Origin of the sequence: Streptomyces sp. NBC_00075, from assembly GCF_045041225.1 — a bacterium.
Lineage (GTDB): Bacteria > Actinomycetota > Actinomycetes > Streptomycetales > Streptomycetaceae > Streptomyces > Streptomyces adonidis.
The window spans coordinates 3,982,569-4,006,496 of the sequence record NZ_CP108243.1; the positions used below are offsets into that span (position 1 = coordinate 3,982,569).

General features: G+C 69.8%; 15 protein-coding genes. 4 read left to right on the top strand and 11 right to left on the bottom strand.

Annotated elements, in window-relative coordinates; genetic code table 11:
* On the bottom strand, positions 1-2,427 hold the full coding sequence (locus tag OG787_RS17005; RefSeq protein WP_405540508.1) for an MMPL family transporter: 2,427 nt from the start codon (positions 2,425-2,427) through the stop codon (positions 1-3).
* Between the two features lie 175 nt (positions 2,428-2,602).
* On the opposite strand from OG787_RS17005, the gene OG787_RS17010 reads away from it, so the two are divergent.
* Complete coding sequence (locus tag OG787_RS17010) at positions 2,603-3,295, top strand: response regulator transcription factor (RefSeq protein WP_369036782.1); 693 nt, start codon at positions 2,603-2,605, stop codon at positions 3,293-3,295.
* A gap of 3 nt (positions 3,296-3,298) precedes the next feature.
* A complete protein-coding gene (locus OG787_RS17015) occupies positions 3,299-4,846 on the top strand; it encodes an ATP-binding protein (protein WP_369036781.1) in 1,548 nt (515 codons plus the stop codon).
* Between the two features lie 216 nt (positions 4,847-5,062).
* Here OG787_RS17015 and OG787_RS17020 read toward each other — a convergent pair whose 3' ends face one another.
* The 5 genes from OG787_RS17020 to OG787_RS17040 form a co-directional block, all read right to left on the bottom strand.
* Positions 5,063-6,619 carry an ABC transporter substrate-binding protein gene (locus tag OG787_RS17020; RefSeq protein WP_369036780.1) on the bottom strand — a complete coding sequence of 519 codons (1,557 nt, stop codon included), beginning with the start codon at positions 6,617-6,619 and terminating at the stop codon, positions 5,063-5,065.
* Positions 6,620-6,785: 166 nt separating this feature from the next.
* Positions 6,786-7,112 carry a hypothetical protein gene (locus OG787_RS17025; protein WP_369036779.1) on the bottom strand — a complete coding sequence of 109 codons (327 nt, stop codon included), beginning with the start codon at positions 7,110-7,112 and terminating at the stop codon, positions 6,786-6,788.
* Positions 7,113-7,249: 137 nt separating this feature from the next.
* Positions 7,250-13,375, bottom strand: a complete 6,126-nt coding sequence (locus OG787_RS17030) for a DNRLRE domain-containing protein (RefSeq protein ID WP_369036778.1) — start codon at positions 13,373-13,375, stop codon at positions 7,250-7,252.
* Between the two features lie 326 nt (positions 13,376-13,701).
* A complete protein-coding gene (locus OG787_RS17035; protein ID WP_369036777.1) occupies positions 13,702-14,964 on the bottom strand; it encodes a metallophosphoesterase in 1,263 nt (420 codons plus the stop codon).
* Positions 14,965-15,019: 55 nt separating this feature from the next.
* On the bottom strand, positions 15,020-15,262 hold the full coding sequence (locus OG787_RS17040) for an SCO4848 family membrane protein (protein ID WP_369036776.1): 243 nt from the start codon (positions 15,260-15,262) through the stop codon (positions 15,020-15,022).
* Between the two features lie 181 nt (positions 15,263-15,443).
* Between OG787_RS17040 and OG787_RS17045 the strand changes: the two genes are divergently transcribed.
* On the top strand, positions 15,444-16,751 hold the full coding sequence (locus tag OG787_RS17045) for a D-alanyl-D-alanine carboxypeptidase family protein (protein WP_405535656.1): 1,308 nt from the start codon (positions 15,444-15,446) through the stop codon (positions 16,749-16,751).
* A gap of 254 nt (positions 16,752-17,005) precedes the next feature.
* Here OG787_RS17045 and OG787_RS17050 read toward each other — a convergent pair whose 3' ends face one another.
* The 4 genes from OG787_RS17050 to OG787_RS17065 all read right to left on the bottom strand — a co-directional run bounded on the left by OG787_RS17050 (position 17,006) and on the right by OG787_RS17065 (position 21,254).
* The gene (locus OG787_RS17050; protein ID WP_405540510.1) at positions 17,006-17,869 is read right to left on the bottom strand and encodes a YihY/virulence factor BrkB family protein; all 864 of its coding nucleotides are present in this window, start codon (positions 17,867-17,869) and stop codon (positions 17,006-17,008) included.
* 47 nt (positions 17,870-17,916) lie between these two features.
* Positions 17,917-18,495 (bottom strand): 2'-5' RNA ligase family protein, encoded by a 579-nt coding sequence (locus tag OG787_RS17055; protein WP_369030692.1) that lies wholly within the window; start codon positions 18,493-18,495, stop codon positions 17,917-17,919.
* Positions 18,496-18,667: 172 nt separating this feature from the next.
* Positions 18,668-19,681 carry a tryptophan--tRNA ligase gene (gene trpS, locus OG787_RS17060; RefSeq protein WP_369030691.1) on the bottom strand — a complete coding sequence of 338 codons (1,014 nt, stop codon included), beginning with the start codon at positions 19,679-19,681 and terminating at the stop codon, positions 18,668-18,670.
* A 121-nt stretch (positions 19,682-19,802) separates the two neighbouring features.
* The gene (locus OG787_RS17065; RefSeq protein WP_369030703.1) at positions 19,803-21,254 is read right to left on the bottom strand and encodes a glycine hydroxymethyltransferase; all 1,452 of its coding nucleotides are present in this window, start codon (positions 21,252-21,254) and stop codon (positions 19,803-19,805) included.
* Positions 21,255-21,505: 251 nt separating this feature from the next.
* Between OG787_RS17065 and rocD the strand changes: the two genes are divergently transcribed.
* Positions 21,506-22,723 (top strand): ornithine--oxo-acid transaminase, encoded by a 1,218-nt coding sequence (rocD, locus tag OG787_RS17070; RefSeq protein WP_369030690.1) that lies wholly within the window; start codon positions 21,506-21,508, stop codon positions 22,721-22,723.
* On the opposite strand, the gene OG787_RS17075 is transcribed toward rocD, so the two are convergent.
* Positions 22,720-23,928 (bottom strand): glutathionylspermidine synthase family protein, encoded by a 1,209-nt coding sequence (locus tag OG787_RS17075; RefSeq protein ID WP_369030689.1) that lies wholly within the window; start codon positions 23,926-23,928, stop codon positions 22,720-22,722. The genes rocD and OG787_RS17075 overlap by 4 nt on opposite strands.

The following is a 23,928-nucleotide window of genomic DNA, read 5'->3' on the forward strand; positions in this document are numbered from 1 at the left end:
TCAGTTCACCGTGTCCATCTCGTCCTCCGACGCCTCCGTCAGCTCCACGTCGTACACCAGAGGACCGTCCTCCACCGTCACCTGCCGGGCCCGGGAGCCGTACGACGGTTCCGTCGCCGACAGCAGATACGCGCCCGGGGCCGGTACGGAGAGGATGTACGAGCCGTCCGCCAGAGAGGTGACCCGGTCCAGCTGGCGTCCGCCCTTCGTGAGGAGGCTCACCGCCGCGCCCTCGACCGGCGCGCCCTCCGCGTCACGGACGAAACCGTGGACCACCGAGGCACCGCCCGCCGGCCCGGCGGGTTCCCCGGTCTCCGGGGCCTCCTCCTTCGGCTCCACCGCCAGATGCGGCAGGCGCTTCTCCAGGCCCGCCGGGAGCCACCAGTTGGAGTTGCCGAGCATGTGCATCGCGGCCGGCACCAGGGCCGTACGGAGGATGAACGCGTCCAGCGCCACCGCCGCCGCGAGGCCGATGCCCGCCATCGCGCCCTCCATGTCGCCGCTCAGGACGAAGGCCGAGAACACACAGATCATGATCAGGGCCGCGCAGTTGATGACCCTGCTTGTCTCGGCGAGGCCCACTCGGACCGCCCTCGCGTTGTCCTTCGTATGCACCCATTCCTCGTGCATTCGGCTCACCAGGAACACCTGGTAGTCCATCGAGAGGCCGAAAAGGAGGGACAGCATGATTACCGGGAGGAACGCCGTGATCGGGCCCTCCTTTCCTATGCCCAGCAGCTCCGTGCCCCAGCCCCACTGGAAGATCGCGACCAGTACGCCGAACGAGGCCGCCGCCGCTATCAGGTTCATCAGTGCTGCTGTGAGAGGGACCACCAGGGAGCGGAATGCGACCAGGAGCAGCAGGAAGCCCAGCGAGATGATCGCGGCCACGAAGTACGGCAGGCGGTCGCCCGTCACCGCCGCGAAGTCCTTGAAGATCGCCGTCACTCCGCCTACGTGGGCCTCGGTTCCGGAGGCCGGGATGACCTCGTCCCGGAGTCGGTCGATCAGTTGGTCCGTCTGTTCCGACTGGGGTGAGGTCGTCGGGACGACCTGGATCACGGTGATGCCCTGGGACGGCGGCGCCGCCGCTGCCTGCGCCACGCCCTCCGTCGTACGGATCGTCGAGACGAGCGCGTTCGCGTCGCCCTCCGCGACCACCACCTGGAGCGGTCCGTTGAAGCCGGGGCCGAAGCCCTCCGCCAGCAGGTCGTACGCCTGACGGGTGGTCGTCGACTCCTGGTGGTTGCCCTGGTCGGTCGCCCCGAGGCGGATGGAGAGGACCGGTAGCGCGAGGATCAGCATCGCCACCAGGGCCAGGGCTGCCGTCGAGCGCGGGCGCCTTTCCACGTACGACGACCAGCGCGCCGCCAGTCCGCTCGCCTCGGCCGGTTCCGGGCCCGTCGCGGCCAGCTTGCGGCGCTGCCTGCGGCTGAGGACGCGCATGCCGAGGAAGCCGAGGAGGGCCGGGAGGAGGGTGGTGGCGGCGAGGACGCTCAGGACCACCGTGAGGGAGGTCGCGATGACCACGCCGTCCAGGAAGCGCATGTTCATCACGAGCATGCCGGCGAGCGCGATGCACACCGTGCCGCCCGCGAACAGCACAGCTCGGCCTGAGGTGTTGAGGGCCGTGACCGCCGAGTCCTCGGGCTTCATGCCGCGCAGGATGCCCCGGCGGTGCCGGGTGACGATGAACAGGGCGTAGTCGATACCGACACCCAGGCCGATCAACGAGCCCAGCAGCGGGGCGACTTCGGGGACGTCGGTGACATGGCTGAGGAGGGACGTCGCCATCAGGCCGGTGCCCAGGGCGGCGATGGCGACGACCAGCGGCAGCAGCATCGCGAAGAGAGAGCCGAAGGCGAGGAACAGGACGACCGCCGCGGCCAGGATGCCGACCATCTCGGCGACGCCGGTGGGCGGTTCCTGGGTCCTGGTGATCGCCTGGCCGCCCAACTCGACCTGGAGTCCGTCGCGTTCGGCGGCCTGGGCCGTGTCGACGACGTCCTCGACGGTCTCCTTGGGCACCGAGTTCGCCTGCTCGGTGAAGGTGATCTGGGCGTAGGCGATCCGCCCGTTCTCGCTGATCTGGGCGGCGCCGGTGCCGTCGGCGGCGTACGGGCTGGTGACCTCACCGACGCCCGCCATCTTCCCGATCTCTTCGAGCTTCGGCTCGATCCGGGACCGTACCGACTCGTCCTTCACCGAGCCCTCGTCGACCTTCCAGACGACCGTGTCGGTGTCGCCCGCGCTCTGCGGGAAGGCCTTCTCCATCAGGTCGTACGCGCGGGTGGAGTCCGTGTTCGGGAGGGAGAACGAGTTCGCGTAGTCCGTGCCCGCGGCGGAGCCCGCGAAGCCCAGTCCGAACACGGCCCCCACCCATATCAACAGGACCACCAGCCGGTGCCGATAGCACCACCGTGCCAATGCCGCCACGCTCAACAGCCCCTCACTCATGAGTAGTTGATTCGGTCGGTCCCCCAGGTCCTGGCAACAGAATTGGGGGCGGAGGCCGGTGTGGACATGAGGCGGCCATGACTCTCAAGGAACTCCAAAGCACGAACAGGGCCCTGCTGTCGGTGGCCCCGCCGATACTGAGGGCATGACAGCTCCAGGGACAGGCACCGTGCTGGTGGTGGAGGACGAACCGAGCATCGCGGACGTCCTCGCCATCGCCCTGCGCTACCACCGCTTCGAGGTGATGGTCGCGGGCACCGTCCGTGAGGCGCTCACGCTCGCCGAGCGCACCCGCCCGGACGTCGCCCTGCTCGACATCATGCTGCCGGACGGCGACGGCCGGGCCCTCGGGCGTGAACTGCACGCCCGCAGGCCCGAGTTGGCGCTCGTCTTCCTCACCGCGCGGGACGCTCCGGGTGAGATCGTCGGCGCCCTCGGCTTCGGCGACGACTACATCACCAAGCCGTTCAACATCGATGAGGTGGTGGCCCGCATCACCGCCGTGCTGCGGCGGACCCGGCCCGTCGACGTGCTGCCGCAGCGGCCTCCGCTGCGGTACGGCGATCTGGAGCTGGACGAGTCGACGTACAGCGTGCACCGCGCGGGCGGCACGGTCGAGCTGACGCCCACGGAGTACGCGCTGCTGCGGTTCCTGGTGCGCAACGGCGGCCGGATCGTGCCCAAGGAGCAGCTCCTGCGGCATGTCTGGCAGTACGAGCACACGCCTCCCGAGTCGACGGTCGTCGAGACGTACATCAGCTATCTGCGGCGCAAGCTCGACGCGCTCGGGCCGCCGGTGATCACCACCCGGCGCGGTGTCGGGTACGGGCTGGCATAGTCCATGAGTCTCTTCGGGATCGGGCTGGGATGGCGGCGCGCCTTCGGGCCGGGGTGGGGGCGCACCTTCCGGTGCGAGGGCGGGATCCGCTCCCTGCGCGTGAAGCTCACGCTGGCCAATGTGGCGCTGCTCGCGCTCGGCATCGTCGTGGCGAGCGGTGTGAGTGTGATGGGGATGCGGCTGTATCTGCTGGACAGCGTCGACACGCAGCTGATGAGCACGCGGGACTCGATCGGGGGGTCGCGGGTCACGTTGGAGCAGATCGACTCGCTCACCGCGTTCGCGGCCCTGACCGACAGGTATCGGTCCGCATCCGGGGGCGGGGATGGTGGCGGTGGCAGCGGTTCGTCCGGGGACGGGTCCGCCAACGCCGACTCTCTTGTGTCCGACGGCATCTTCGTCGTCATCGGCAAGGGCGGGCGGGCCATGACCGTCGCCGGGTTCGCGCCCACCGACGATCAGCGGGCCCTCGTCGCCGCCGTGTCCGACCCCGACGCCCTCGCCGGCGACGACGCCCCGCACGACATCCGGGTGCGGGACGCTCCGTACCGGGTCACCGCCGCCCATCTCGCCGACGGTTCGACCGTGCTCCTGGCGACCTCGACGGACGCCCTGCACGACGTTCTCGGCAAGGCGCTCAAGCTGGATCTCGCCGTCGGGACGCTGCTGCTCGCGCTGCTCGCCGTGCTGACGATGTTCAGCGTGAGCCGGCGGATGGCGCCTCTGGAGGACATGGTCGAGACGTCCACGGCCATCGCCGAGGGTGATCTGACCCGGCGGGTTCCGTCCAGTCGGGAGGCCACCCTTGAGGTCGAGCAGTTGCGGGTCGCCCTCAACACCATGCTCCACCAGGTGGAGTCGGCGTACCGGACGCGCGAGCGCAGTGCGGCCCAGCTGCGGCGGTTCGTCGCGGACGCCTCGCACGAGCTGCGTACGCCGTTGTCCGCGATACGGGGCTATCTCCAGCTGTACGACAAGGGGATGCTGACGGATCCGGCGGAGCGGCGGCGGGCGTGGGACCGGATGAACGGTGAGGCGGATCGTATGGGGCGCCTTGTCGACGAGCTGCTGACGCTGGCTCGGCTCGATCAGCGGCCCGAGCTGCGGTTGCGGAATGTGGATCTGAGCCGGTTGGTGCGGGACGTGGCGGAGGATCTGCGGGTGCAGGAGCCTGAGCGGCCGGTCAGTGTGACCGCGGAGGGGGCGTTGCTGGTGCGGGCGGATGAGTCGGGGCTGCGGCAGGTGTTGGGGAATCTGGTGGGGAATGTGCGGACGCATACGGCTGGGGATGTGGCTGTGCGGTTGGGGGTTGAGCGGGTGGGTGGGGTTGTGCGGGTGTGTGTCGCGGATGAGGGGCCGGGGGTGGCGGAGGAGGATGCGGGGCGGATTTTTGATCGGTTCTTTCGGGCGGGGGGTGGGGCTGGGAGTGGGTTGGGGTTGGCGATCGTGCAGGGGGTTGTTCTTGCGCATGGGGGGTCTGTGGATGTGCGGACCGCGCCTGGGGAGGGGTTGGCTGTGACGGTTACCTTGCCGGAGCGGGGGGTTTGCTGAGGGGGCGTTGTCGGGTGCGGGTGCGTTGTGGCTTGTTGCGCAGTTCCCCGCGCCCCTGAAAGCCCGTTCGGCTGCGGGCCCGGTGGGGGCTGGTCGCGCAGTTCCCCGCGCCCCTTTATCGGTCCGGCCTTCGTCTGCGGGTTCGTCGTGGCTGGTCGCGCAGTTCCCCGCGCCCCTAAGGGGCGCGCCCCTGCGGGGGTTCCATTGCCGGCGCCGTCAGATCCAGCCCAGGCTCCAGAGGCGGAAGACGCCGGTTCCGTCCGAGAGGTACTGGCCGCCGCCGACGTCCTCGCTGCTGACGACGTACTCCTTGCGCTGCCACAGCGGGATGACGGGCACGTCCTGGGCGATCTCCTGCTGGAGTGAGCGGAAGTCCTGGGCGGCGCGGGTGCGGTCGGCGTACTTGCGGCTGTCCAGGATCAGCTGGTCCACCGTCTTGCTGCCGTACCCGTTCTTCATGCTGTTGCCGGTGCCGACGAGCGGGCCGGTGAAGGTGTCCGGGTCGGGGAAGTCGGCGACCCAGCCGACGGCGTAGGCGTCCAGCTTTCCGGCCGCGTACCGCTTCTGGTAGTCGGTCCACTCGTAGCCCTTGACGGTGACCTTGAACAGGCCGCCCGTCTCCAACTGCCGCTTGAGCAGCGCGGCTTCCTCTGCGGCGGCGCCGCGTCCCTCGGCGTAGCCGTAGGTGAGGCGGACCGGGAGGGTCACTCCGGCCTCGGTGAGCAGGGCGCGGGCCTGGGTGACGCTGGGCCGGGGGTAGGAGTCGAAGAACGAGGTGGTGTGGCCGGTGATGCCCGCCGGGATCAGCGAGTAGAGGGGGTCGGCCGTGCCCTCGTACACCGTGCTGACGAGTTCCTCCCGGTTGATCAGCCAGGCCAGGGCGCGGCGGACGAGCGGGTCGTGGAGGGGGGAACTCGTACGGACGTTGAGGATCAGGTTGCGGGTCTCGGCGCTGTCGTCCTCGATGACGCGCTGGCCCGGGTCGCTGGGCGAGAGGCCGGCGAGGACCTTGGGCGGCAGCTGGCGGGTGGCGACGTCGACGCTCTTGGCCTTCCAGGCCTTGTCGAGGGCGGTCGGGTCGGCGTAGTAGCGCAGAAGGATGGGCCGGCCGGTGCTCTTCACGGCGCCCTCGTAGCTGCCGTTGGGTTCGAGGACGGCCTGCTTCTCCTTCGTGTACGACTTCAGGACGTACGGTCCGGTGCCGTCGGCGCCCGTGTCGGTGCGCAGGCCGTTCTTCGGGTAGCGCTCGTGGTCGACGATCGCGCCTGCCCCGGTGGCCACCTTGAACGGGAAGGTGGCGTCGGGCGAGGTGAGGTGGAAGGTGACCGTCAGATCCTTGGCGTCGACCGAGCGGAGGGTGCCGAGGAGGGAGGCGGGGCCGACGTCGGAGTTGATGCGCTTGACGCGCTCGAAGGAGAACTTCACGTCCTCGGCGGTCATCTTCCGGCCGCTCGGGAAGGTGAGGTCGTCGCGCAGGGTGCAGACGTAGGTGCGCAGGTCGGAGCCCTTGAAGGAGCAGCTCTTCGCCGCGTCCGGGACGGGGGTGGATCCGCTCGGCTCATAGGTCAGCAGTGTCTGGAAGACGTTGCTGAACAGGGCCCAGGAGCCGGCGTCATAGGCGCCGGCCGGGTCGAGGGAGGTCACGTCGTCGGTCGTACCGACGGTGATCGTTCTGCCGTTGTCCCCGCGGTCCGGCATCAGCTGCCAGGCGACCGCGCCCGCAGCGGCCACGATGAGAAACGCCGCGAGAATCCGTATGCGTACCGAGCGCATCGGTGTGTGCCCTCCCCAGGACCCCCTGCACAGGTCACTCCCCTGTGGTGTTGATCACCTAACCACAGGTGTTTCGGGTGGGGGAAGTGACAGCTCGTTAGTTGGGAAAGTCGTTGCCCAGGGCCTGTTTCCGGCCGGTTTCACGGCCGGGGTCACGGGCCCCCTGTCACAGCCGGACCGCGAGAACCACCGCTCCGGCAAGGGCACTTGCGGCCATCGCCGCCCACCAGCGCAGGTCCCGCTGCCCTGCCGTGCGCCCGCCTCCCCCGGACAGGCCCGCGAGCCGTTCCGCGGCGGGCGGGATGCCGAGCAGGACATAGGCGCGGAGCGCCCCCTCGACGAACCCCATGTCGGGGAACCCGTCGAACAGGACGACGGCCCAGGCGCCCACGAGCACAGCTGCCTCGAACCACAGGCTCTTGACGGCCTTGGTGGACCTGACCGCGGCGAAGGCAAGCGCCGCGAGCAGAGCGACGAACACGATCGATATCACTGCGCATCCCCGGGAATGAGGGCCGGGCGAGGCGTTTCCGCCTCGCCCGGCGAGTTGACGTTCAGTTGCCGCTGCCCGGCGTCACCGGGGTTGCCGGTGACGCCGGTACCGCGGGTACTGCTTGCTCGACTACCTGCTTACCTGCTCGGCTTGATGGTCATCCACGGGTAGTAGAGCCAGCCCCAGGAGACCTTGATGCCGATCGTGATCTTCACCTTGGGCTTGGGGGCTGCGGCAGCCACGATCAGCGCGATACCGAAGGACTTCACGCTCAGGCCGATCGCGCTCACCGCGGCGGCCAGCAGGGCACCGTAGCCGCTCGGAACCAGGGTGGTGGCGTAGACCGAGAGCGAGGTTCCACCCCTGCTCAGCGCCTTGCCGATCTTCCTGGCCTTCTTGTCAGTGAGCTTCTTCGATACCTTCCACTTCCAGCCCTTGCCGTCGAGGTCGTAACCCGTGACCGGGTCCGCCGGGTAGCCGTAGTGGTTCGGCGACCCGTCCAGGATGGGGTCGGTCTGTAGGAAGCGGCCGGTCGTGGCGTCGTAGACCCGGGCACCCATGAGGGTGTGGCCGCCGACGGTGTTCGTGGCGCGCTGGTGCACACCGAGCCAGCCGTAGGCCGTGGCCACCGTGCCGTCGAGTGCGTTGCCGTACTCGTCGTAGCGCTGGACCGTGCTGGCGACGGTGGTGTCCAGCGGCTGCTGGACCGTGATGTCGCCGTGGATGTTGGCCAGCTGGAGCACCGTGGAGCCGCTCGCCGAGGTGGTGGCGATCAGGTCCCCGGCCAGGTCACGGACGTTGCGGCTGACGACGTCGCCGGTCTTGCCCCAGGTGGGGCTGTCACCTTCGCTGCCGTAGTGGCTGGTCGTGGTGGCGCTGGTGGTCCAGGTGCCGTCGGTGGCCTGGGTCTGGACGGTCTGGACGGCGAGGCGTCCGGCGGCGTCCAGGGCCCAGGTGTTGCGGCTGGTGCCGACGGTCTCCGAGGCGACCCGGTCGTTGGTGAAGTACGACAGGGTCGCGGTGCCGTTGGCGGTGGTGCGGCCGAACGCGTCGTACACGTAACCGGAGTTCACCAGGCGGTCGGCACTGTCGTAGGTGTACGCGGTGCTGGTCGTGGTGGCGTCGTCGGTCGTGGCGGCGTCGCAGTCGTCCGAAGTGGCCGTCAGGGCCGTGCGGTTGCTGTTCGCGTCGAAGGTGTAGGCGCGGGTGACGCAGCCGCTGGTGGTGGTGTCGGCGGCCTTGGTGAGGCGGCCGGCGCTGTCGTAGGTGTAGACGGACTCGGTGGTGCCGCCGTCGGTCTGCGTGTGGCCCGCCTGGCGGCCGGTCGCCGTGTAGCCGGCGGTGTCGGAGGCGATGGTGGTGCCGGCCGAGTCGGTGTACTCGCGGCCGGTCTCCTGGCCGGTCGGGTCGGTGGCGACGGTCAGGGTGTAGGCGCCGGGCAGGGTCTCGGAGACGAGGACACCGTCGGCGTCGTACGTGCCGGTGAAGGTGCCCGCGACCGAGTCGGTCAGGGTGGTGAGGTTGCCCGCCGTGCCGTAGGCGTAGGTCACCGTGGACGGGGCCGAGTCGGTGGTCTTCACCGGCCGGTCCAGAAGGTCGTACGCGGTGGTGCTGGTGTTGCCCGCGCCGTCGGTGTAGGTGAGCTGACGCCCGAGCGCGTCATAGCCGTACGAGACCGTCTGGCTGTTGGCCGCCTGGGCGGCGATGCGCCCGTTGGTCGTGTTGTAGGTGAACGTGGTGGTCGGTGTGCCGGTGCCGACGCCGCCGGTGACCGCGATGGCGGTCAGCCGGCCCGCGCTGTCGACCGTGTTGGCGGTCGTGCGGGTCACGCTGTTGGCGGTCTCGGCCTTGGTCGCGACCTGGCCCCAGCGGTCGTAGGTGTAGACCGTGGTGACCGCTTCCGTGGGGTTGGTCCCGCCACCGGTGATCGTCGCCGCGGGAGCCGTACGGCAGAGCAGGCCGGCCCAGATCGCCGAGGAGCAGGTGCCCGTGGCGTCCGCGCTGTAGTAGGTGTACGCCAGCGTGCCCGCGTCCGAACCGGACGATCCGGCGGTACGGGCGGTCGCCACCCGGCCCGCGCTGTCGTACGTGGTGACCAGGTTGCCGGCGTCGCGGCCCGAGACCGACTTCTCCTCGCCGGTGGCCCAGTCGTAGGTGGTGGTCGTCGTGCTGGTGTCGGCCTCGGTGGCGTAGCCGGGGATCGCCGCGCCCGTCACCGCGGAGGTGACCAGGCCGGAGACGGCCGCGCCGCTGGTCCGGTTCTCGTCGTAGGTGTACGAGGTGTGGGTACGGGCCGGGATCACCGTGCCCGCCGCCAGGGTGGACTCGGCGGTGGTGCCGGTGAGCTGCGAGGCGAGGGTGACCTCGTGCAGCGGGCCGTACTCGTCGGTGAGCTGCTTGCCGTCCGTGGAGTACTCCGAGACCGTGGCCAGCTGCTGGGCGCGGTCGGCGGTGGACAGGTCGGTCAGGCCGAGCGCGGCCAGCTCGTCGGCCGCGCCGGTGGCTGTGCCGAGCGCCAACGCCCGGTTGGCGGCGGTCAGTTCGGCGACCGTGTTGCCGTAGTCGTCGTACTCGGTCGTGGTGATCGAGCCGCCGGGGCTCGCCGTGTTGGTCTCCTCACCGTTGGCGTTGATGTACGTGACGGTCGCCCGCGAGTACGCGGTCGACGCCAGGTCGCTGCCGGTGCTGGAGGTGGGTACCGAGTCCGCCGGGAAGACCGCGGTGGCGTCGGTGGGTGCCTCGTCCTGCGCCCAGGTGGCGGCCGTGGTGGCGTCCATCTGGTGCGGGGCGGTGGTGCCGGAGAGCGGGACGTCGTAGACGACGGTGGTGGCCGCCGTGCCGGACGTGGTGCTCGCGGAGCCCTCGGCCAGCCCCGGACGGGAGGCCTTGAGCAGCATGCCCGTGCCGGAGGTCAGCGCGGAGCCGGCCTTGCCGTAGGTGAACGTCCAGGGAAGCTCACCGGGCTGGGTGTACGTGGCGACGCGGCCGTCGGTGTCGTAGGTGTACTCCGTCTTCAGCGCGGGGCTGATCCGCGGGTCCCACACCTGGGCGAGCCGGCCGGAGGAGTTGTACGCGTACGAGGCGAGCGTCTCGGAGGTCGAGGCGGAGCCGCCGGGGCTGGTGGCCCACAGCCTGACCGACTTGACCTGGTTCAGGTAGTCGCCGACCGCGCTGGAGGTGGCGGTGGTGGCCGTCGCGTAGACGAACTCCAGGACACGGCAGCCCTTGGTGGCCGGGGTGGCCTGGCAGGTCGCCGTGGTGACCGCGCCGGTGGGCGAGATCACGTACTTCGGACGGGCCAGCGTCTCGGTGCCGACCGTGACCGTCTCCGAGGCGACGGTGACGGTGGAGTTGTCGGACGCCGACGCCGACGAGGACAGCGTCCAGGTCGTCGCGGCGGTGGCCGCCTTGGTGAACACCGTGGTGGTGCCGTCGGTGTCGGTCAGCGTGAACGAGGTCCCGCTGAGCGTGCCGGTCAGGGTCAGGAACTCGGACCCGGACTGCGGCGTCCAGCCGCCGGCGCTGGTCGCGGTGAACGCGACGGCGCCGCCGTCCGCGCCGAGCAGCTCCACGGACGTGCTGGACGTCTTGCGGACCTGCGTGTAGGCGCTGCCGAAGGTGTCGATGAGCGAGGTCCAGCCGGGACCGTAGATCTGCGCCTGGCCCTCGGTGTCGGTGCTGTTGGCCCGCGAGGAGTAGGTGCGGTCGGCGCTCGCGTCGAAGGCGAAGGCGTCCGTGGCCGACAGGGTGAAGTCACCGGTGAGCTGGTTGACCTGGCCCGGGCCGACCTGGGCGGCGGGCGCGTTGCCGGCGTCACGGTCGAGCGTGATGTCGACGGTCTGCGAGTAGCCGGTGCTGGTGCCGTCGGTGAAGGCGGCCCGCAGCTGGATGACGCCGTCCTCGGTGAGGCTGGAGACGGTGTTCCACACCAGCTTGGTCGCGGTGCCGCTGCTGACGGCGACCGGCCAGGCGGAGACCGCGGAGCCGGCGGCGGTCACGTCGGCGACCGGCACGGTGTGCCAGGAGTCGGTCTCACCGCGCCGGTACTGCCAGGTGGCGCCCGTGTAGGAGGTGAGGCCCTTGGCGGACAGCGTCACCCGGCGGGCGGTGGTGTCCCCGTCGGCCGGGGAGAGGATCGCGGCGCCGTCGGCGCCGACGCCGAAGCTGTAGGCGGTGGTGGCCGTCGAGAGGTTGCCGCCGGAGTCGATGGTGCGCGCGTACAGCGTGTGCCAGCCGTTGGCCGGGTTGATGCTGATGGTCTGCGCGTCGCCGCCGGTGCCGTTGGTGGTGTCGAGCTTCTTGTTGGGCAGGGACGAGTCGTCCAGGCCCCACTGGTAGCCGGCACCGTCCGTGGAGGTCGTGTCGAGCGTGCAGGACACGGCGGCGGAGGCCTTGGCGGTCCAGCCGTTCTCCGTGTACGTGTCACAGGTGACGGTCGGCGCGACAGGCTTGGCCGTGTTCAGCACGAACGTCGTGTAGCCGCTCCAGGACCCGAAGTCGGTGCCGTCGTAGGCCCGTGCCCGGTAACGCAGATGCGAGCCGGAGGGGAAGGAGGAGGCGGAGGGGATGGCCAGGGTCGAGGTGTTACCGGAGGCCACCGTCTTGCCGTACGCCGTGAGGGAGTACGTGGCGTCGGCGTAGGCCGGGTCCGGGGTGATCTCGTACTGCGCCTGGACGTTGGCTCCGTCCGCGTCGGTCACCTTCGACGACAGGGTCGGGGTGAGCGAGGTGACGTACCGCTTGCCGTTGTAGTCGTTGACCTGCGACGGCGCGATCGCCGTCGAACTGGGCACCGCCGGGTAGGAGTTGTACGTCACCGTCAGGTGCGGCTCGGTCGAGCCGTCCCCGGAGACGTAGTTGGCGGAGCGGTAGCGGCGCCAGGTGGTGGAGTCGGTCTCCGAGGCACCCGCGACGCGCACGCCGTAGTTGGTGGAGCCGTCGGCCCAGGCCTGCACGATGGCGTCGATGTCGAAGTTGACCGTGCCGGCCGGGCAGGAGTCGCTGTAGCCCTTGGCCGCCGTGCTGGTGATCGCACCGGTCGTGGTGGTGGCCGGCTGGTCGCCCCAGGTGATGTCCGAGGAGGTCCAGGACCCGGTGATCCGCCGCACCTGCGTACCGGCACCCGAGGTGTCGCACGTCGAGGACCAGTACGAGTACAGGGCCAGGTTGGTGTCGGTGATGTGCTTGCCCTTGAACTTCGCCACATCGAACTTCAGGTACGAGCGGGCCTTGGTGGTGCCCGCGTCGTACGTACCCGACTTCAGCTCCTCCGAGGAGACCTGCGAGTCGGTGTAGTTCGTCGCGACCCAGGTGTCCGTGGACACGGCGAGGGTGCTGGTGGGGTCGACCGTGACCGGATAGGTCAGCTTGTTCTCGGTGAAGTAACCGGCGTCCGGAGTCAGAACCAGGGTCTGCGACCCGTCCTCGGCGGTCTCGACCTTCGTGGCGACGCGGGCCTGGAACTTCGACTCGCCGGACTTACGGTCCTTGGAGGAGTCCCACATCATCGGCGCGGGCGCCTCGGCGACCAGCTTGCCGGCCTTGTCCTTGAGCAGCAGGTGCCCGGATTCGGCCACCGACAGCACAAGACCCTTCAGCCGCATGGGTATCCGGTACTCCAGCGGCCCCTCGGGCGCCTTGTCCAGCACCACGTTCTGGCTGAAGCCCTGCGACAGCGCCGTGACCGTCAGGGTCTCGCCGTCACCGAGGTCGTAGGAGGCGGTGTCGTCCTTCACGGACGGCGCCGGAAGCTTCGACTCCCAGCCCATCCCGAACGACCTGGCGCCCTTCGTCACCGACGCCAGCGAGGTGTCACCGCCGTCGGAGACCGCGATGTCCGCCGCCGCCACGTCCGGCTCCAGCGCCGCACCCGCGTCCGACAGCGAGGTGTCGATGTTGCGCCAGACGCCGTCGACCTGCTGCCGGATCGGCGCCGCGTACGTCGACGTCTGCAACTGCCCGTTCGGCAGCGCGTACGTCGTCGAGCTGGCCGAACGCTCCGACAGCACCTCGATCTTGCGGCCCTGCGTACGGGCCATCAGCAGCGCCGCGGCCGTCGAATCCGCCGACGACGCACCCGACTTGGCCGACTTCGCGGCCGTCGACGTCACCTGCGACGCGGTGGCGGAGTCCGCGGCGGCGAAGGCCTGCCCGGTCCCCAGCGACACCAGCGCCGTCTCGGCCGCCAGCACGGCGGCGACGGCGAGCGCGGTACGTCTTGGCGATATGCCTACGGCTCTCGCCCTTCCCCGTTTGATTCTCAAGAACGACTCCTGTGATCACGCCATGACGCCTGGTGCGCCATGAACGGACGTGATCAAAGCAGGGGTTCGTGAGGGAACTTCCACCGTTCCCTCAGATGTCGCTCACAGTTATCCTCAGATCTCCCTCAAGACACTTGACTGGAAAACGATCACCGAGTTTCAGCCACGCGGAAGATTCCACTCCCCTGTGCCGCACCTGTGGACCGATCGAGGCGAATGGGGCACTCGGGCGCCAACTCTCATTGACCGGGGGCGGATTGACGGACCACCACCAGGGTTCCACCCGCCCGAATTCGTTACCGATCCGTGATCTTCACTGGCGGTAATCAGGCCTGTGCGGAGGCCAGTTCCACCACGGTGATGTCCGACGGCGCCCCCACCCGCGTGGGCGGACCCCACGCGCCGGCACCCCGGGAGACGTACAACTGCGTGTCCCCGTACCGCTCCAGGCCCGCGAGGGTGGGGTTGGCGAGGTCGGCGATGAAGTTGCCGGGCCAGAGCTGGCCGCCGTGGGTGTGGCCGGAGAGCTGGAGGTCGACGCCGTGGTCGACGGCGTCGTGGATCTGCACCGGCTGGTGGGCCAGCAGCACGCTCGCCCGTGAGGTGTCCCGGTCGCCGAGCGCCTTGGTGAAGTCGGGGCCCTGGCCCTCGCTCTCACCGGCCACGTCGTTCACACCCGCGAGGTCGAAGGCGGGCAGTTCGACACGCGCGTTCTCCAGCGGGCGCAGCCCGAGCCGCCGTACCTCCTCGACCCATTCCTCGGCGCCGGAGAAGTACTCGTGGTTCCCGGTCACGAAGAACGCGCCGTGCCGGGCGCGGAGTTGGGCGAGGGGAGCGGCGGCCGGTCCCAGATCCTTCACACTGCCGTCGACCAGGTCGCCGACGACCGCGATCAGATCGGGCTGGGTGGAGTTGATCGTGTCGACGACCTTCTGCGCGAACCCCCGCCCGAGGACGGGCCCGAGGTGGATGTCGCTGACGACGGCGATCCTGAACCCGTGGGCGCCGCGCGGGAGCTTGGCCAGCGGCACGGTGACCCGCTTCACGCGCGGGCCGCGTACGACGCCGTAGGTGCCGTATCCGACGGTCCCGACGGCCGCTGTGGCAGCGGCGCCGGCCACGACGCGGGAGACGAAGAGGCGGCGGGAGGGGGCGGCGAGGAGACGGGGGCCGTCGCTCGGGTCGGGGACCGGGTCCGGGGTCTCGGGCACGCCCGGCGGTACGGTCTCCGACTTCCGGAGCGGTACGGGGGACTCCGCGGGTGCCTCGGCCGGGCGGCGCCGCTCCAGGAACCGTCGCAGCAGTGGCCGTACGGCCTCGCCGGCGATCAGGGCCAGCCCGAGGTAGATGAACAGCGCCAGCCAGAGGAAGCCGGGCCAGGCCAACGTCTGCTGGAGCCAGAAGGGCGCGCCGCCGCGCTCGGCGACGAAGGCCCCGATCATCAGGACCGGCCAGGCGACGAACACGGCCGTGCCGATACGGCGGGCGCGGCCCGGGCGGGCGGTCGTGTCGCGCACGAGTCGACGCCAGACGTACCAGTGCAGGCCGACCAGGGCGGCGATCACGGCGAGCAGGAAAACGATGACCATGCGGGGGTGTCTCCCGTTGTTCCCGTTGTGCGGTCCGGTGTGACGAGATCGGGCGTTATGAGGTCTGGCGCAAAGCGCGCAGTCCACGCAACCCGATGCCGCCGACGATCGTCCCCAATACGAAGGAGACGACCGCGAGCACCAGATGCACCCAGAAGTACGCCGTCGGAGTGCCCGCGTCGTCGAACGCGAGCCCGCTGCCGTCCTTGACCAGATTCTTGATGAAAGTGACCCAGATGACCCAGCTCCACACCCCGAAGGCGAGCAGGAACCAGGACAGGGGGCGGCTGAGTTTCACAAAAAGGGGCCTTTCATCACTACACCGGTCGACTCAGTCCGACCGAGTCGGCCGGGGGTCCGGGGGTTGTCCCCCGGATGAGCACAGCATGGGTCCAGTATCGCCGCCGGAGACTGGGTCCCTCGGCCGGGGTGGGGAGGGCGGTACGACTTCGCGGGCCATTACATGTACGTTCTCGATCGTGTCCGCTTCCAAAAAGACCGCCAAGCGAACCCTGCTGGTCACCTCCGCCACTCTGTTGTCCGCCGCGCTGACCGCGCCCGTCCCGGCGTTCGCGGCCCCCAAGCCGTCTCCGACGCCGAGTGCCACGCCGTCGGCGACTCCCCCGGCGAACATGTCGACCGTGGGCGGGGAGCGGCTCGGGAAGGCCGGGACTCAGGTGAACCTCTCCGACGGGGTGCCGGTGATCCCCAAGGACATCAGCGCCCGCTCGTGGATCGTCTCGGACGCCGAGTCCGGCGACGTCCTCGCCTCGCACAACGCGCACTGGCGGCTGCCGCCGGCGAGCACGCTGAAGATGCTGTTCGCCGACACCGTGCTGCCGAAGTTCCCGAAGACCATGGAGCACAAGGTCACCTCCGCCGAGCTGGCGGACGTCGGCGCCGGGTCCAGCATGGTCGGCATCAAGGAGAAGGAGACGTACACGGTCCACGACCTGTGGCTCGGCGTCTTCCTGCGCTCCGGCAACGACGCGGTGCACGTCCTGTCCCACATGAACGGGGGCGTCGCGGCCACGGTCAAGGAGATGAACGAGCACGCGGAGGAGTTGCAGGCCCTCGACACGAACGTCGTGAGCCCCGACGGCTACGACGAGCGGGGGCAGGTGTCGTCCGCGTACGACCTCACACTCTTCGCGCGGTCCGGGCTTCAGAAGAAGGACTTCCGTGAGTACTGCTCGACGGTGACGGCCAAGTTCCCGGGCGAGACGAAGAAGAACAAGCAGGGCAAGACGGTGCGCGGGACCTTCGAGATCCAGAACACCAACCGGCTGCTGGCGGGCGACTCGGACGTCTCGGTGTACCAGGGGATCGCGGGCGTGAAGAACGGCAACACGACGAACGCGGGGGCGACCTTCACGGGGGTTGCCGAGCGGGGTGGCAAGGTGCTGCTGGTCACGGTCATGAACCCGTCGGAGGAGGAGCACAACGAGGTCTACAAGGAGACCGCGCGGTTGCTCGACTGGGGGTTCAAGGCGGCGGGGAAGGTGCAGCCGGTGGGCGAGCTGGTGGCTCCGCAGGGTGCGGCGGGGTCGAGCCCGCAGCCGGGCTCGACCGACGGGAACACCGGCTCCTCCGGTGAGGCGGGGGGTGGCTCCGGCAAGACCGACGGTTCCGCGTCGCCGGTGGCGAACGCGTCGGCCAAGGCGGACGGGGGCGGGATCGGGGTCGCGCTGGGGATCACCGGGGGTGTCCTGGTGCTGTTGGCAGGAGGCGCGTTCCTGATCAACCGACGGTGGCCACTGCCGGAACTGGTGCGGCGCCGACGGTAGTTGGGGTTTTTTCCTCGCCCCCGCCGCCCCTACCCATTCCCATCCCCTGGGGGCTGCCGCCCCCAGACCCCCCTACGGCCCTGAACGGGCCTTGTCCTCAAACGCCGGACGGGCTAAAAGATCCAGCACCGGCCGCCACCACCCTCCAGCCCGTCCGGCGTTTGAGGACGAGGCCGTTCAGGCCGACAGCGGGGGTCTGGGGGCGGCAGCCCCCAGGGATGGGACGGGTAGGGGCGGCGGGGGCGAGAAAGCGCTTATGCGTTCGGCGGGTCGGTCGGTTTCGTTGCTGTCCAGGCCGCGCAGAACAGGACGAGTTTTGATGTGAAGTTGATCCACAGCAACAGGGCCACCGGGACGCCGAACGCGCCGTACATGCTCTTCGCCGCCACGCCCTGCATATAGCTGCTCAGCAGCAGCTTCAGGAGTTCGAAACCCGCCGCTCCGATCAGCGCCGCGACGACCAGTCGACGCCGGGTCGGCTCCACACCCGGCAGCAGGGTCAGGACGTACAGGAGGAGCAGGAAGTCGGCGAGTACGGCGACTCCGAACGCGGCGACACGCAGCAGCACCGCACCCCACCCCGCCTCGTCGATCCCCAGCCCCCGCGCGGCCCAGCCGACCGCCGCCGAGGCCACGGTGGACGCGGCGATCGTGACGAGCACGGCGCCGCCGAGTCCCATCAGCACACCGGTGTCCTTCACCTTCCGCAGGACAGGGTTCCCCTCGTCGTCCGGCAGTTCCCACACCGCCCGCAGACACTCCCGCATCGAGCCGACCCACCCGATCCCCGTGAACAGCAGCACCGCCCCCGCGATCAACCCGATCGTGCCCGCGTTCTGGACCAGCCCGTCGATGTTCAGTTGCTCGGAGATGCCGGGCACCTGCTCGGCGATCTTGTCCTCCAGCTCGTTCTGCCGCGAGGTGCTGAGCGTCGCCGCGGCGATCGCGGCGGCCACGGTGAGCAGCGGGAAGAGTGCCACGAAGCTGATGAAGGTCATCGCCGCCGCCAGCCGCGTCCACTTCACGCGGTCCAGCCGCTCGTACGACCGCCACGCGTGCGTGGCCGTCAGGCGGACGACGACCGGTCCGACTCCGGGGAGCTTCTTCAGCCAGTCCATAGCCATAGTGACCTTGTACCCCGGAAACGCTGGTCCGTGTGGCGGTTCTACCTGGTCGGAAGGGTGCCGCGCTCCGCATGGGTGGGCTGCGGCGGTACGACGGTCCCGCCGAAGGTGAACTCGCGCAGCTTGCGCCACACCGCGTCGGCCCCCTGCTCGTAGAGCGCGAAGCCGGTGCAGGGCCAGTCGGCCTCGTAGTCGGCGAGTTCCGCGAAGGCGCGGTCCATCGCCTCCTCGGTGATGCTGTGCGCGACCGTCACATGCGGGTGGTACGGGAACTGGAGTTCGCGCGCCACAGGACCGGAGGCGTCACGGACCTGCTTCTGAAGCCAGGTGCAGGCCTCCGCGCCCTCGACGATCTGGACGAACACGACGGGCGAGACCGGCCGGAAGGTGCCGGTGCCGGAGAGCCTCAGCGGGAAGGGGCGGCCGGCGGCGGCCACCTCCACGAGGTGCGCCTCGATGGCGGGCAGCGCCGCCGAGTCGACTTCCGTGGGCGGCAACAGGGTGACATGGGTGGGGATGCCGTGAGCAGCGGCGTCGCCGAAGCCCGCACGCCGCTCCTGGAGCAGGCTGCCGTGAGGCTCCGGGACCGCGATCGACACACCGATCGTTACGGTCCCCACGTCGTCTCCTGTTCGTCGTCTCGGTGTTGCTCATGCCAGTCGGCTATCGACTGTACGGGCAGGGCGGGTCTGCGGGCAGGCGCACGCGTAGTGATGTGCAGCGCTCTGATGCCGCGTCGTGCGCCGTGCGGTGGTTGTACGGATCCAGGTGCTGTACGGGGGGCGGTACCTGTCAGTGCTTCGCCGGGAGGAAGCCGACCCGCTCGTACGCCTGGGCGAGCGTCTCCGCGGCGACCGCCCGTGCCTTCTCCGCGCCCTTGGCGAGGATCGAGTCGAGTGTCTCCGGGTCGTCCAGATACTGCTGGGTGCGCTCCCGGAACGGCGTCACGAAGTCGACCACGACCTCGGCCAGGTCCACCTTGAGCGCGCCGTAGCCCTTGCCGTCGTACTTCTGCTCGAGTTCGGCGATGTCCATGCCCGTGAGGGTCGAGTAGATGCCGAGCAGGTTGCTGACGCCGGGCTTCTCGGCGGGGTCGAAGCGGATCACGGTGTCCGTGTCCGTGACCGCGCTCTTGACCTTCTTGGCGGTGGCCTTCGGGTCGTCGAGGAGGTTGATGAGGCCCTTGGGCGTCGACGCCGACTTGCTCATCTTGATCGACGGGTCCTGAAGGTCGTAGATCTTCGCCGTCTCCTTCAGGATGTACGGCTTCGGGATCGTGAAGGTCGCGCCGAACCGGCCGTTGAAGCGCTCGGCGAGGTCGCGGGTCAGCTCGATGTGCTGGCGCTGGTCCTCGCCGACGGGGACCTCGTTGGCCTGGTAGAGCAGGATGTCCGCGACCTGGAGGATCGGGTACGTGAACAGCCCGACGCTCGCGCTCTCGGCGCCCTGTCTGGCGGACTTGTCCTTGAACTGCGTCATACGGCTGGCCTCGCCGAAGCCGGTGAGGCAGTTCATGATCCAGGCGAGCTGGGCGTGTTCCGGGACGTGGCTCTGGACGAACAGCGTGCAGCGCTCGGGGTCGAGGCCGGCGGCGAGGAGCTGGGCGGTGGCCAGGCGGGTGTTGGCCGTCAGCTCCTTCGGGTCCTGCGGGATCGTGATCGCGTGCAGGTCGACGACCATGTAGAAGGCGTCGTGGGTCTCCTGGAGGGCGACCCACTGGCGTACGGCGCCGAGGTAGTTGCCGAGGTGGAACGAGCCGGCGGTGGGCTGGATTCCGGAGAGCACGCGGGGACGATCTGAGGCCATGTTTTTCATTGTCTCAGAGGTGTGGGGTGGTTTCGGTACGCGGGGAGCTGCCAGCCGGTGGGGGCTTGTCGCGCCCCGCGGCGGAGCCGCAAATAGATGCGGCCCCGCGCCCCTGAAAACCTCAGCCCAGGTCGATCTCGGGGTACAGGGGGAAGCCTGCCACCAGGTCTGTTGCCCTCTGGGAGATCTCGGTCGACACCTTCTCGTCCAGGACGTGGGACGCCTTGCTCGGCGCGCCCGACTTCGTCGTGCCCGGCTCGGCCGCCGTGAGGACCCGGTCGATCAGGGACGCGACCTCGTCCATCTCCGCCGTGCCCAGGCCGCGTGTGGTGAGGGCCGGGGTGCCGATGCGGATGCCGGACGTGTACCAGGCGCCGTTCGGGTCGGACGGGATGGCGTTGCGGTTGGTGACGATGCCCGAGTCGAGGAGGGCGGTCTCGGCCTGGCGGCCGGTGAGGCCGTAGGAGGAGGCGACGTCGATCAGGTTGAGGTGGTTGTCCGTACCACCGGTCACCAGGGTCGCGCCCCGGCTCATCAGGCCCTCGGCGAGTGCGCGGGCGTTGTCGACGATGCGCTGGGCGTAGTCCTGGAAGGCGGGCTGCCTGGCCTCCGCCAGCGCCACCGCCTTCGCCGCCATCACGTGCGGGAGCGGACCGCCGAGGACCATCGGGCAGCCCCGGTCGACCTGGTCCTTGAGGGAGTCGTCGCACAGGACCATGCCGCCGCGCGGGCCGCGCAGGGACTTGTGGGTGGTCGTCGTGACGATCTGGGCGTGCGGGACCGGGTCGAAGTCGCCGGTCAGGACCTTGCCCGCGACCAGGCCCGCGAAGTGGGCCATGTCGACCATGAGCGTGGCGCCGACCTCGTCGGCGATCTCGCGCATGATCCGGAAGTTCACCAGACGGGGGTACGCGGAGTAGCCGGCCACGATGATCAGCGGCTTGAAGTCGCGGGCCGTGGCGCGCAGTGCCTCGTAGTCGATCAGGCCGGTCGCCGGGTCCGTGCCGTACGACCGCTGGTCGAACATCTTGCCGGAGATGTTGGGGCGGAAGCCGTGGGTGAGGTGGCCGCCGGCGTCCAGGGACATGCCGAGCATGCGCTGGTTGCCGAAGGCCCGGCGCAGCTCGGCCCAGTCGGCGTCGGAGAGGTCGTTGATCTGGCGGACGCCGGTCTTCTCCAGGAAGGGCGCCTCGACACGGTCGGCGAGGACGGCCCAGAAGGCGACGAGGTTGGCGTCGATGCCGGAGTGCGGCTGTACGTAGGCGTGCCGCGCGCCGAACAGCTCGCGGGCGTGCTCGGCGGCCAGCGCCTCGACGGTGTCGACGTTGCGACAGCCGGCGTAGAAGCGGCGGCCGACGGTGCCCTCGGCGTACTTGTCGCTGAACCAGTTGCCCATCGCGAGGAGCGTGGCCGGGGAGGCGTAGTTCTCGGAGGCGATCAGCTTGAGCATCTCGCGCTGGTCGTGGACCTCCTGGCCGATGGCGTCGGCAACGCGCGGCTCGACGGCGCGGATCACGTCGAGGGCGGCACGGAAGGCGGTGGATTCGGTGGACAGGGGCTGCTGCTCTGACATGTCGTCGGCCTCCGGGTGGCGTGGGTGCTGGAAAGCGGTCACGGGGTCACGGTTCGGCCCAGGCGCACGGCACTCTTGCTGCTCGTGGGCCGCTCCCCGATGGTCTGTCCCATCCCAGCGCGCCAGTCACGGCCCGTCGGCCAGCCTACCGGGCACGACATGGGCCCAAGGTGCCGCGTCCACCATGCGAGCGACCATGGAAGGGAGGGGGAGGGCAGGGCATTCGTACCCCGGGAGGTCCTGTGACCGCCATGACCACCACCGAAGCGCTCATCGCGGCGGCCGACGCGCACAGCGCGCACACCTACGCCCCCTTGCCGGTCGTGGTCGCCACCGCGGACGGTGCCTGGATGACGGATGTCGAGGGCCGCCGCTATCTGGACCTGCTGGCCGGTTACTCCGCGCTGAACTTCGGTCACGGCAATCGGCGGCTGCTCGATGCCGCGAAGGCGCAGCTGGAGCGCGTGACGTTGACGTCGCGGGCCTTTCACCACGACCGGTTCGCCGCGTTCTGTACGGAGCTGGCGGCGCTGTGCGGCATGGAGACGGTGCTGCCGATGAACACGGGCACGGAGGCGGTGGAGACCGCGGTGAAGACGGCCCGGAAGTGGGGGTACCGCGTCAAGGGCGTGCCGGACGGGATCGCGAAGATCGTGGTCGCGGCGGACAACTTCCACGGCCGTACGACGACGGTGATCAGCTTCTCCACGGACTCGGCGGCACGCGCGGACTTCGGCCCGTACACGCCGGGCTTCGAGATCGTGCCGTACGGCGATCTGACCGCCCTGCGCTCCGCTGTCACCGAGAACACGGTGGCCGTGCTGCTTGAGCCGATCCAGGGCGAGGCGGGGGTACGGGTGCCGCCGGCCGGTTATCTGCGGGGCGTACGGGAGCTGACGCGGGAGCGGGACGTGCTGTTCGTGGCGGACGAGATCCAGTCGGGGCTGGGCCGCACGGGCCGTACCTTCGCGTGCGAGCACGAGGGTGTGGTGCCCGACGTCTACGTCCTGGGGAAGGCGCTCGGGGGCGGGATCGTGCCGGTGTCGGCGGTGGTGTCCTCGCGGGCGGTGCTCGGGGTGTTCCGGCCGGGTGAGCACGGGTCGACGTTCGGCGGGAACCCGCTGGCGTGCGCGGTGGCGCTGGAGGTGATCGCGATGCTCAGGTCCGGCGAGTACCAGGCGCGGGCCACGGAGCTGGGCGCGCATCTGCACCGGGAGCTGGGCGCGCTGGCCGGCATCGGCGCGCTGACCGAGGTGCGCGGACGGGGCCTGTGGGCGGGCATCGACGTCGCACCGGCGTACGGCACGGGCCGGGAGGTCTCCGAGCGGCTGATGGACCGGGGCGTCCTGGTGAAGGACACCCACGGCCCGACGATCCGCCTCGCGCCGCCCCTCGTCATCAGCAAGGAGGACCTGGACTGGGGGCTGGCGCAGTTGCGGGGTGTGTTGGGTGACCGAGTGGCCGGCTAGAGGATCACGTGGGGCAGGAAGCGGGCGTACTCGTCCGTGATCGGGCCGGCGGACTCGCGGATGCCGAGCCCCGCCGACTCGTCCTCCACGACCCACGCGCCCAGGACGACCCGGTTGCCGTCGAAGTCGGGCAGGGGGGCCAACTCCTGGTAGCAGCAGGGCTCTTCGACGTCGGGCGGGGCAGCAGCGGTGGTGTTCGGCTCGTGGATCGTGACGCCCGCGCCCTCCCTGCCCAGCAGTGGCTTGGTCACGTAACCGGTCGTGTGGGCCAGTTCCCGTGGGCCGTCCAGGTAGGCGGGGAGGAGGTTCGGGTGGCCGGGGTACAGCTCCCAGAGGATCGCGAGCAGCGCCTTGTTGCTGAGCAGCATCTTCCAGGCTGGCTCGATCCACAGCGTCGTACCGGTGCCGCCGCCGTTGTCCAGGGTGTCGAGGACGTGATCGGCGAACGCGTCGGTGGTGAGCCACTCCCACGGGTACAGCTTGAAACAGCTGCGGATGAAGCGGAGTTGGTTGTCGACGAAGCGGCCGGAGAGGGAGTCCCAGCCGATCTCCTCCATGGCGAGCCAGTCGGTGTCGAGGCCGGCCTGCTCCGCGGTCTCCTTCAGATACGCGACGGTCATCAGGTCCTCGCCGAGTTCGTCGGCGGCGGAGTGCGCGAAGTGGAGGGGGCTGCCGGGCGGGAGGAGGGCGGCCTGCTTCTTCCAGGCGGCGACCAGGCGTTCGTGGAGGGAGTTCCACTGGTCGGCGCCCGGGAAGCGGTCCTCCATCCAGAACCACTGGGGTGATGCGGCCTCGACGAGGGAGGTAGGGGTGTCGGCGTTGTATTCGAGGAGCTTCGCGGGCCCCGTCCCCGTCCCCGTGCGGCCGTCGTAGCGGAGGTCGAAACGGCCGTAGACGGACGGGAGTTCGGCCCGGCGGTGCCAGGCCTCGGCGACCGCTGCCGCGATGCGCGGGTCGGTGATGCCGAGGTCCGTGAAGCGGTTCGCGGTGACGATGTGCCCGGCGGCGGCGAGGCACATGCCGTGGAGTTCCTCGACGACCTCCTCCAGCGCCTCCACCTCCGGGAGCGAGAAGACGTAGTACGCGCTCTCGTCCCAGTAGGGGCGCAGGGTGCCGTCGGGGTGGCGGGTGAGCGGGTAGATCAGCCCCTGTTCCTCGACGGTTCGCTGCCAGTCGGGGCGGGGTTCGATCGTGCGGCGTTGCAT

What these genes read in the sequence shown, in the direction of transcription:
- rocD (WP_369030690.1), top strand. Translation starts at nt 21,506, where the DNA reads ATGACCACCACCGAAGCGCTCATCGCGGCGGCCGACGCGCACAGCGCG.
- trpS (WP_369030691.1), bottom strand. Translation starts at nt 19,681, where the DNA reads ATGGCCTCAGATCGTCCCCGCGTGCTCTCCGGAATCCAGCCCACCGCC.
- OG787_RS17015 (WP_369036781.1), top strand. Translation starts at nt 3,299, where the DNA reads ATGAGTCTCTTCGGGATCGGGCTGGGATGGCGGCGCGCCTTCGGGCCG.
- OG787_RS17035 (WP_369036777.1), bottom strand. Translation starts at nt 14,964, where the DNA reads ATGGTCATCGTTTTCCTGCTCGCCGTGATCGCCGCCCTGGTCGGCCTG.
- OG787_RS17065 (WP_369030703.1), bottom strand. Translation starts at nt 21,254, where the DNA reads ATGTCAGAGCAGCAGCCCCTGTCCACCGAATCCACCGCCTTCCGTGCC.
- OG787_RS17075 (WP_369030689.1), bottom strand. Translation starts at nt 23,928, where the DNA reads ATGCAACGCCGCACGATCGAACCCCGCCCCGACTGGCAGCGAACCGTC.
- OG787_RS17010 (WP_369036782.1), top strand. Translation starts at nt 2,603, where the DNA reads ATGACAGCTCCAGGGACAGGCACCGTGCTGGTGGTGGAGGACGAACCG.
- OG787_RS17020 (WP_369036780.1), bottom strand. Translation starts at nt 6,619, where the DNA reads ATGCGCTCGGTACGCATACGGATTCTCGCGGCGTTTCTCATCGTGGCC.
- OG787_RS17050 (WP_405540510.1), bottom strand. Translation starts at nt 17,869, where the DNA reads ATGGACTGGCTGAAGAAGCTCCCCGGAGTCGGACCGGTCGTCGTCCGC.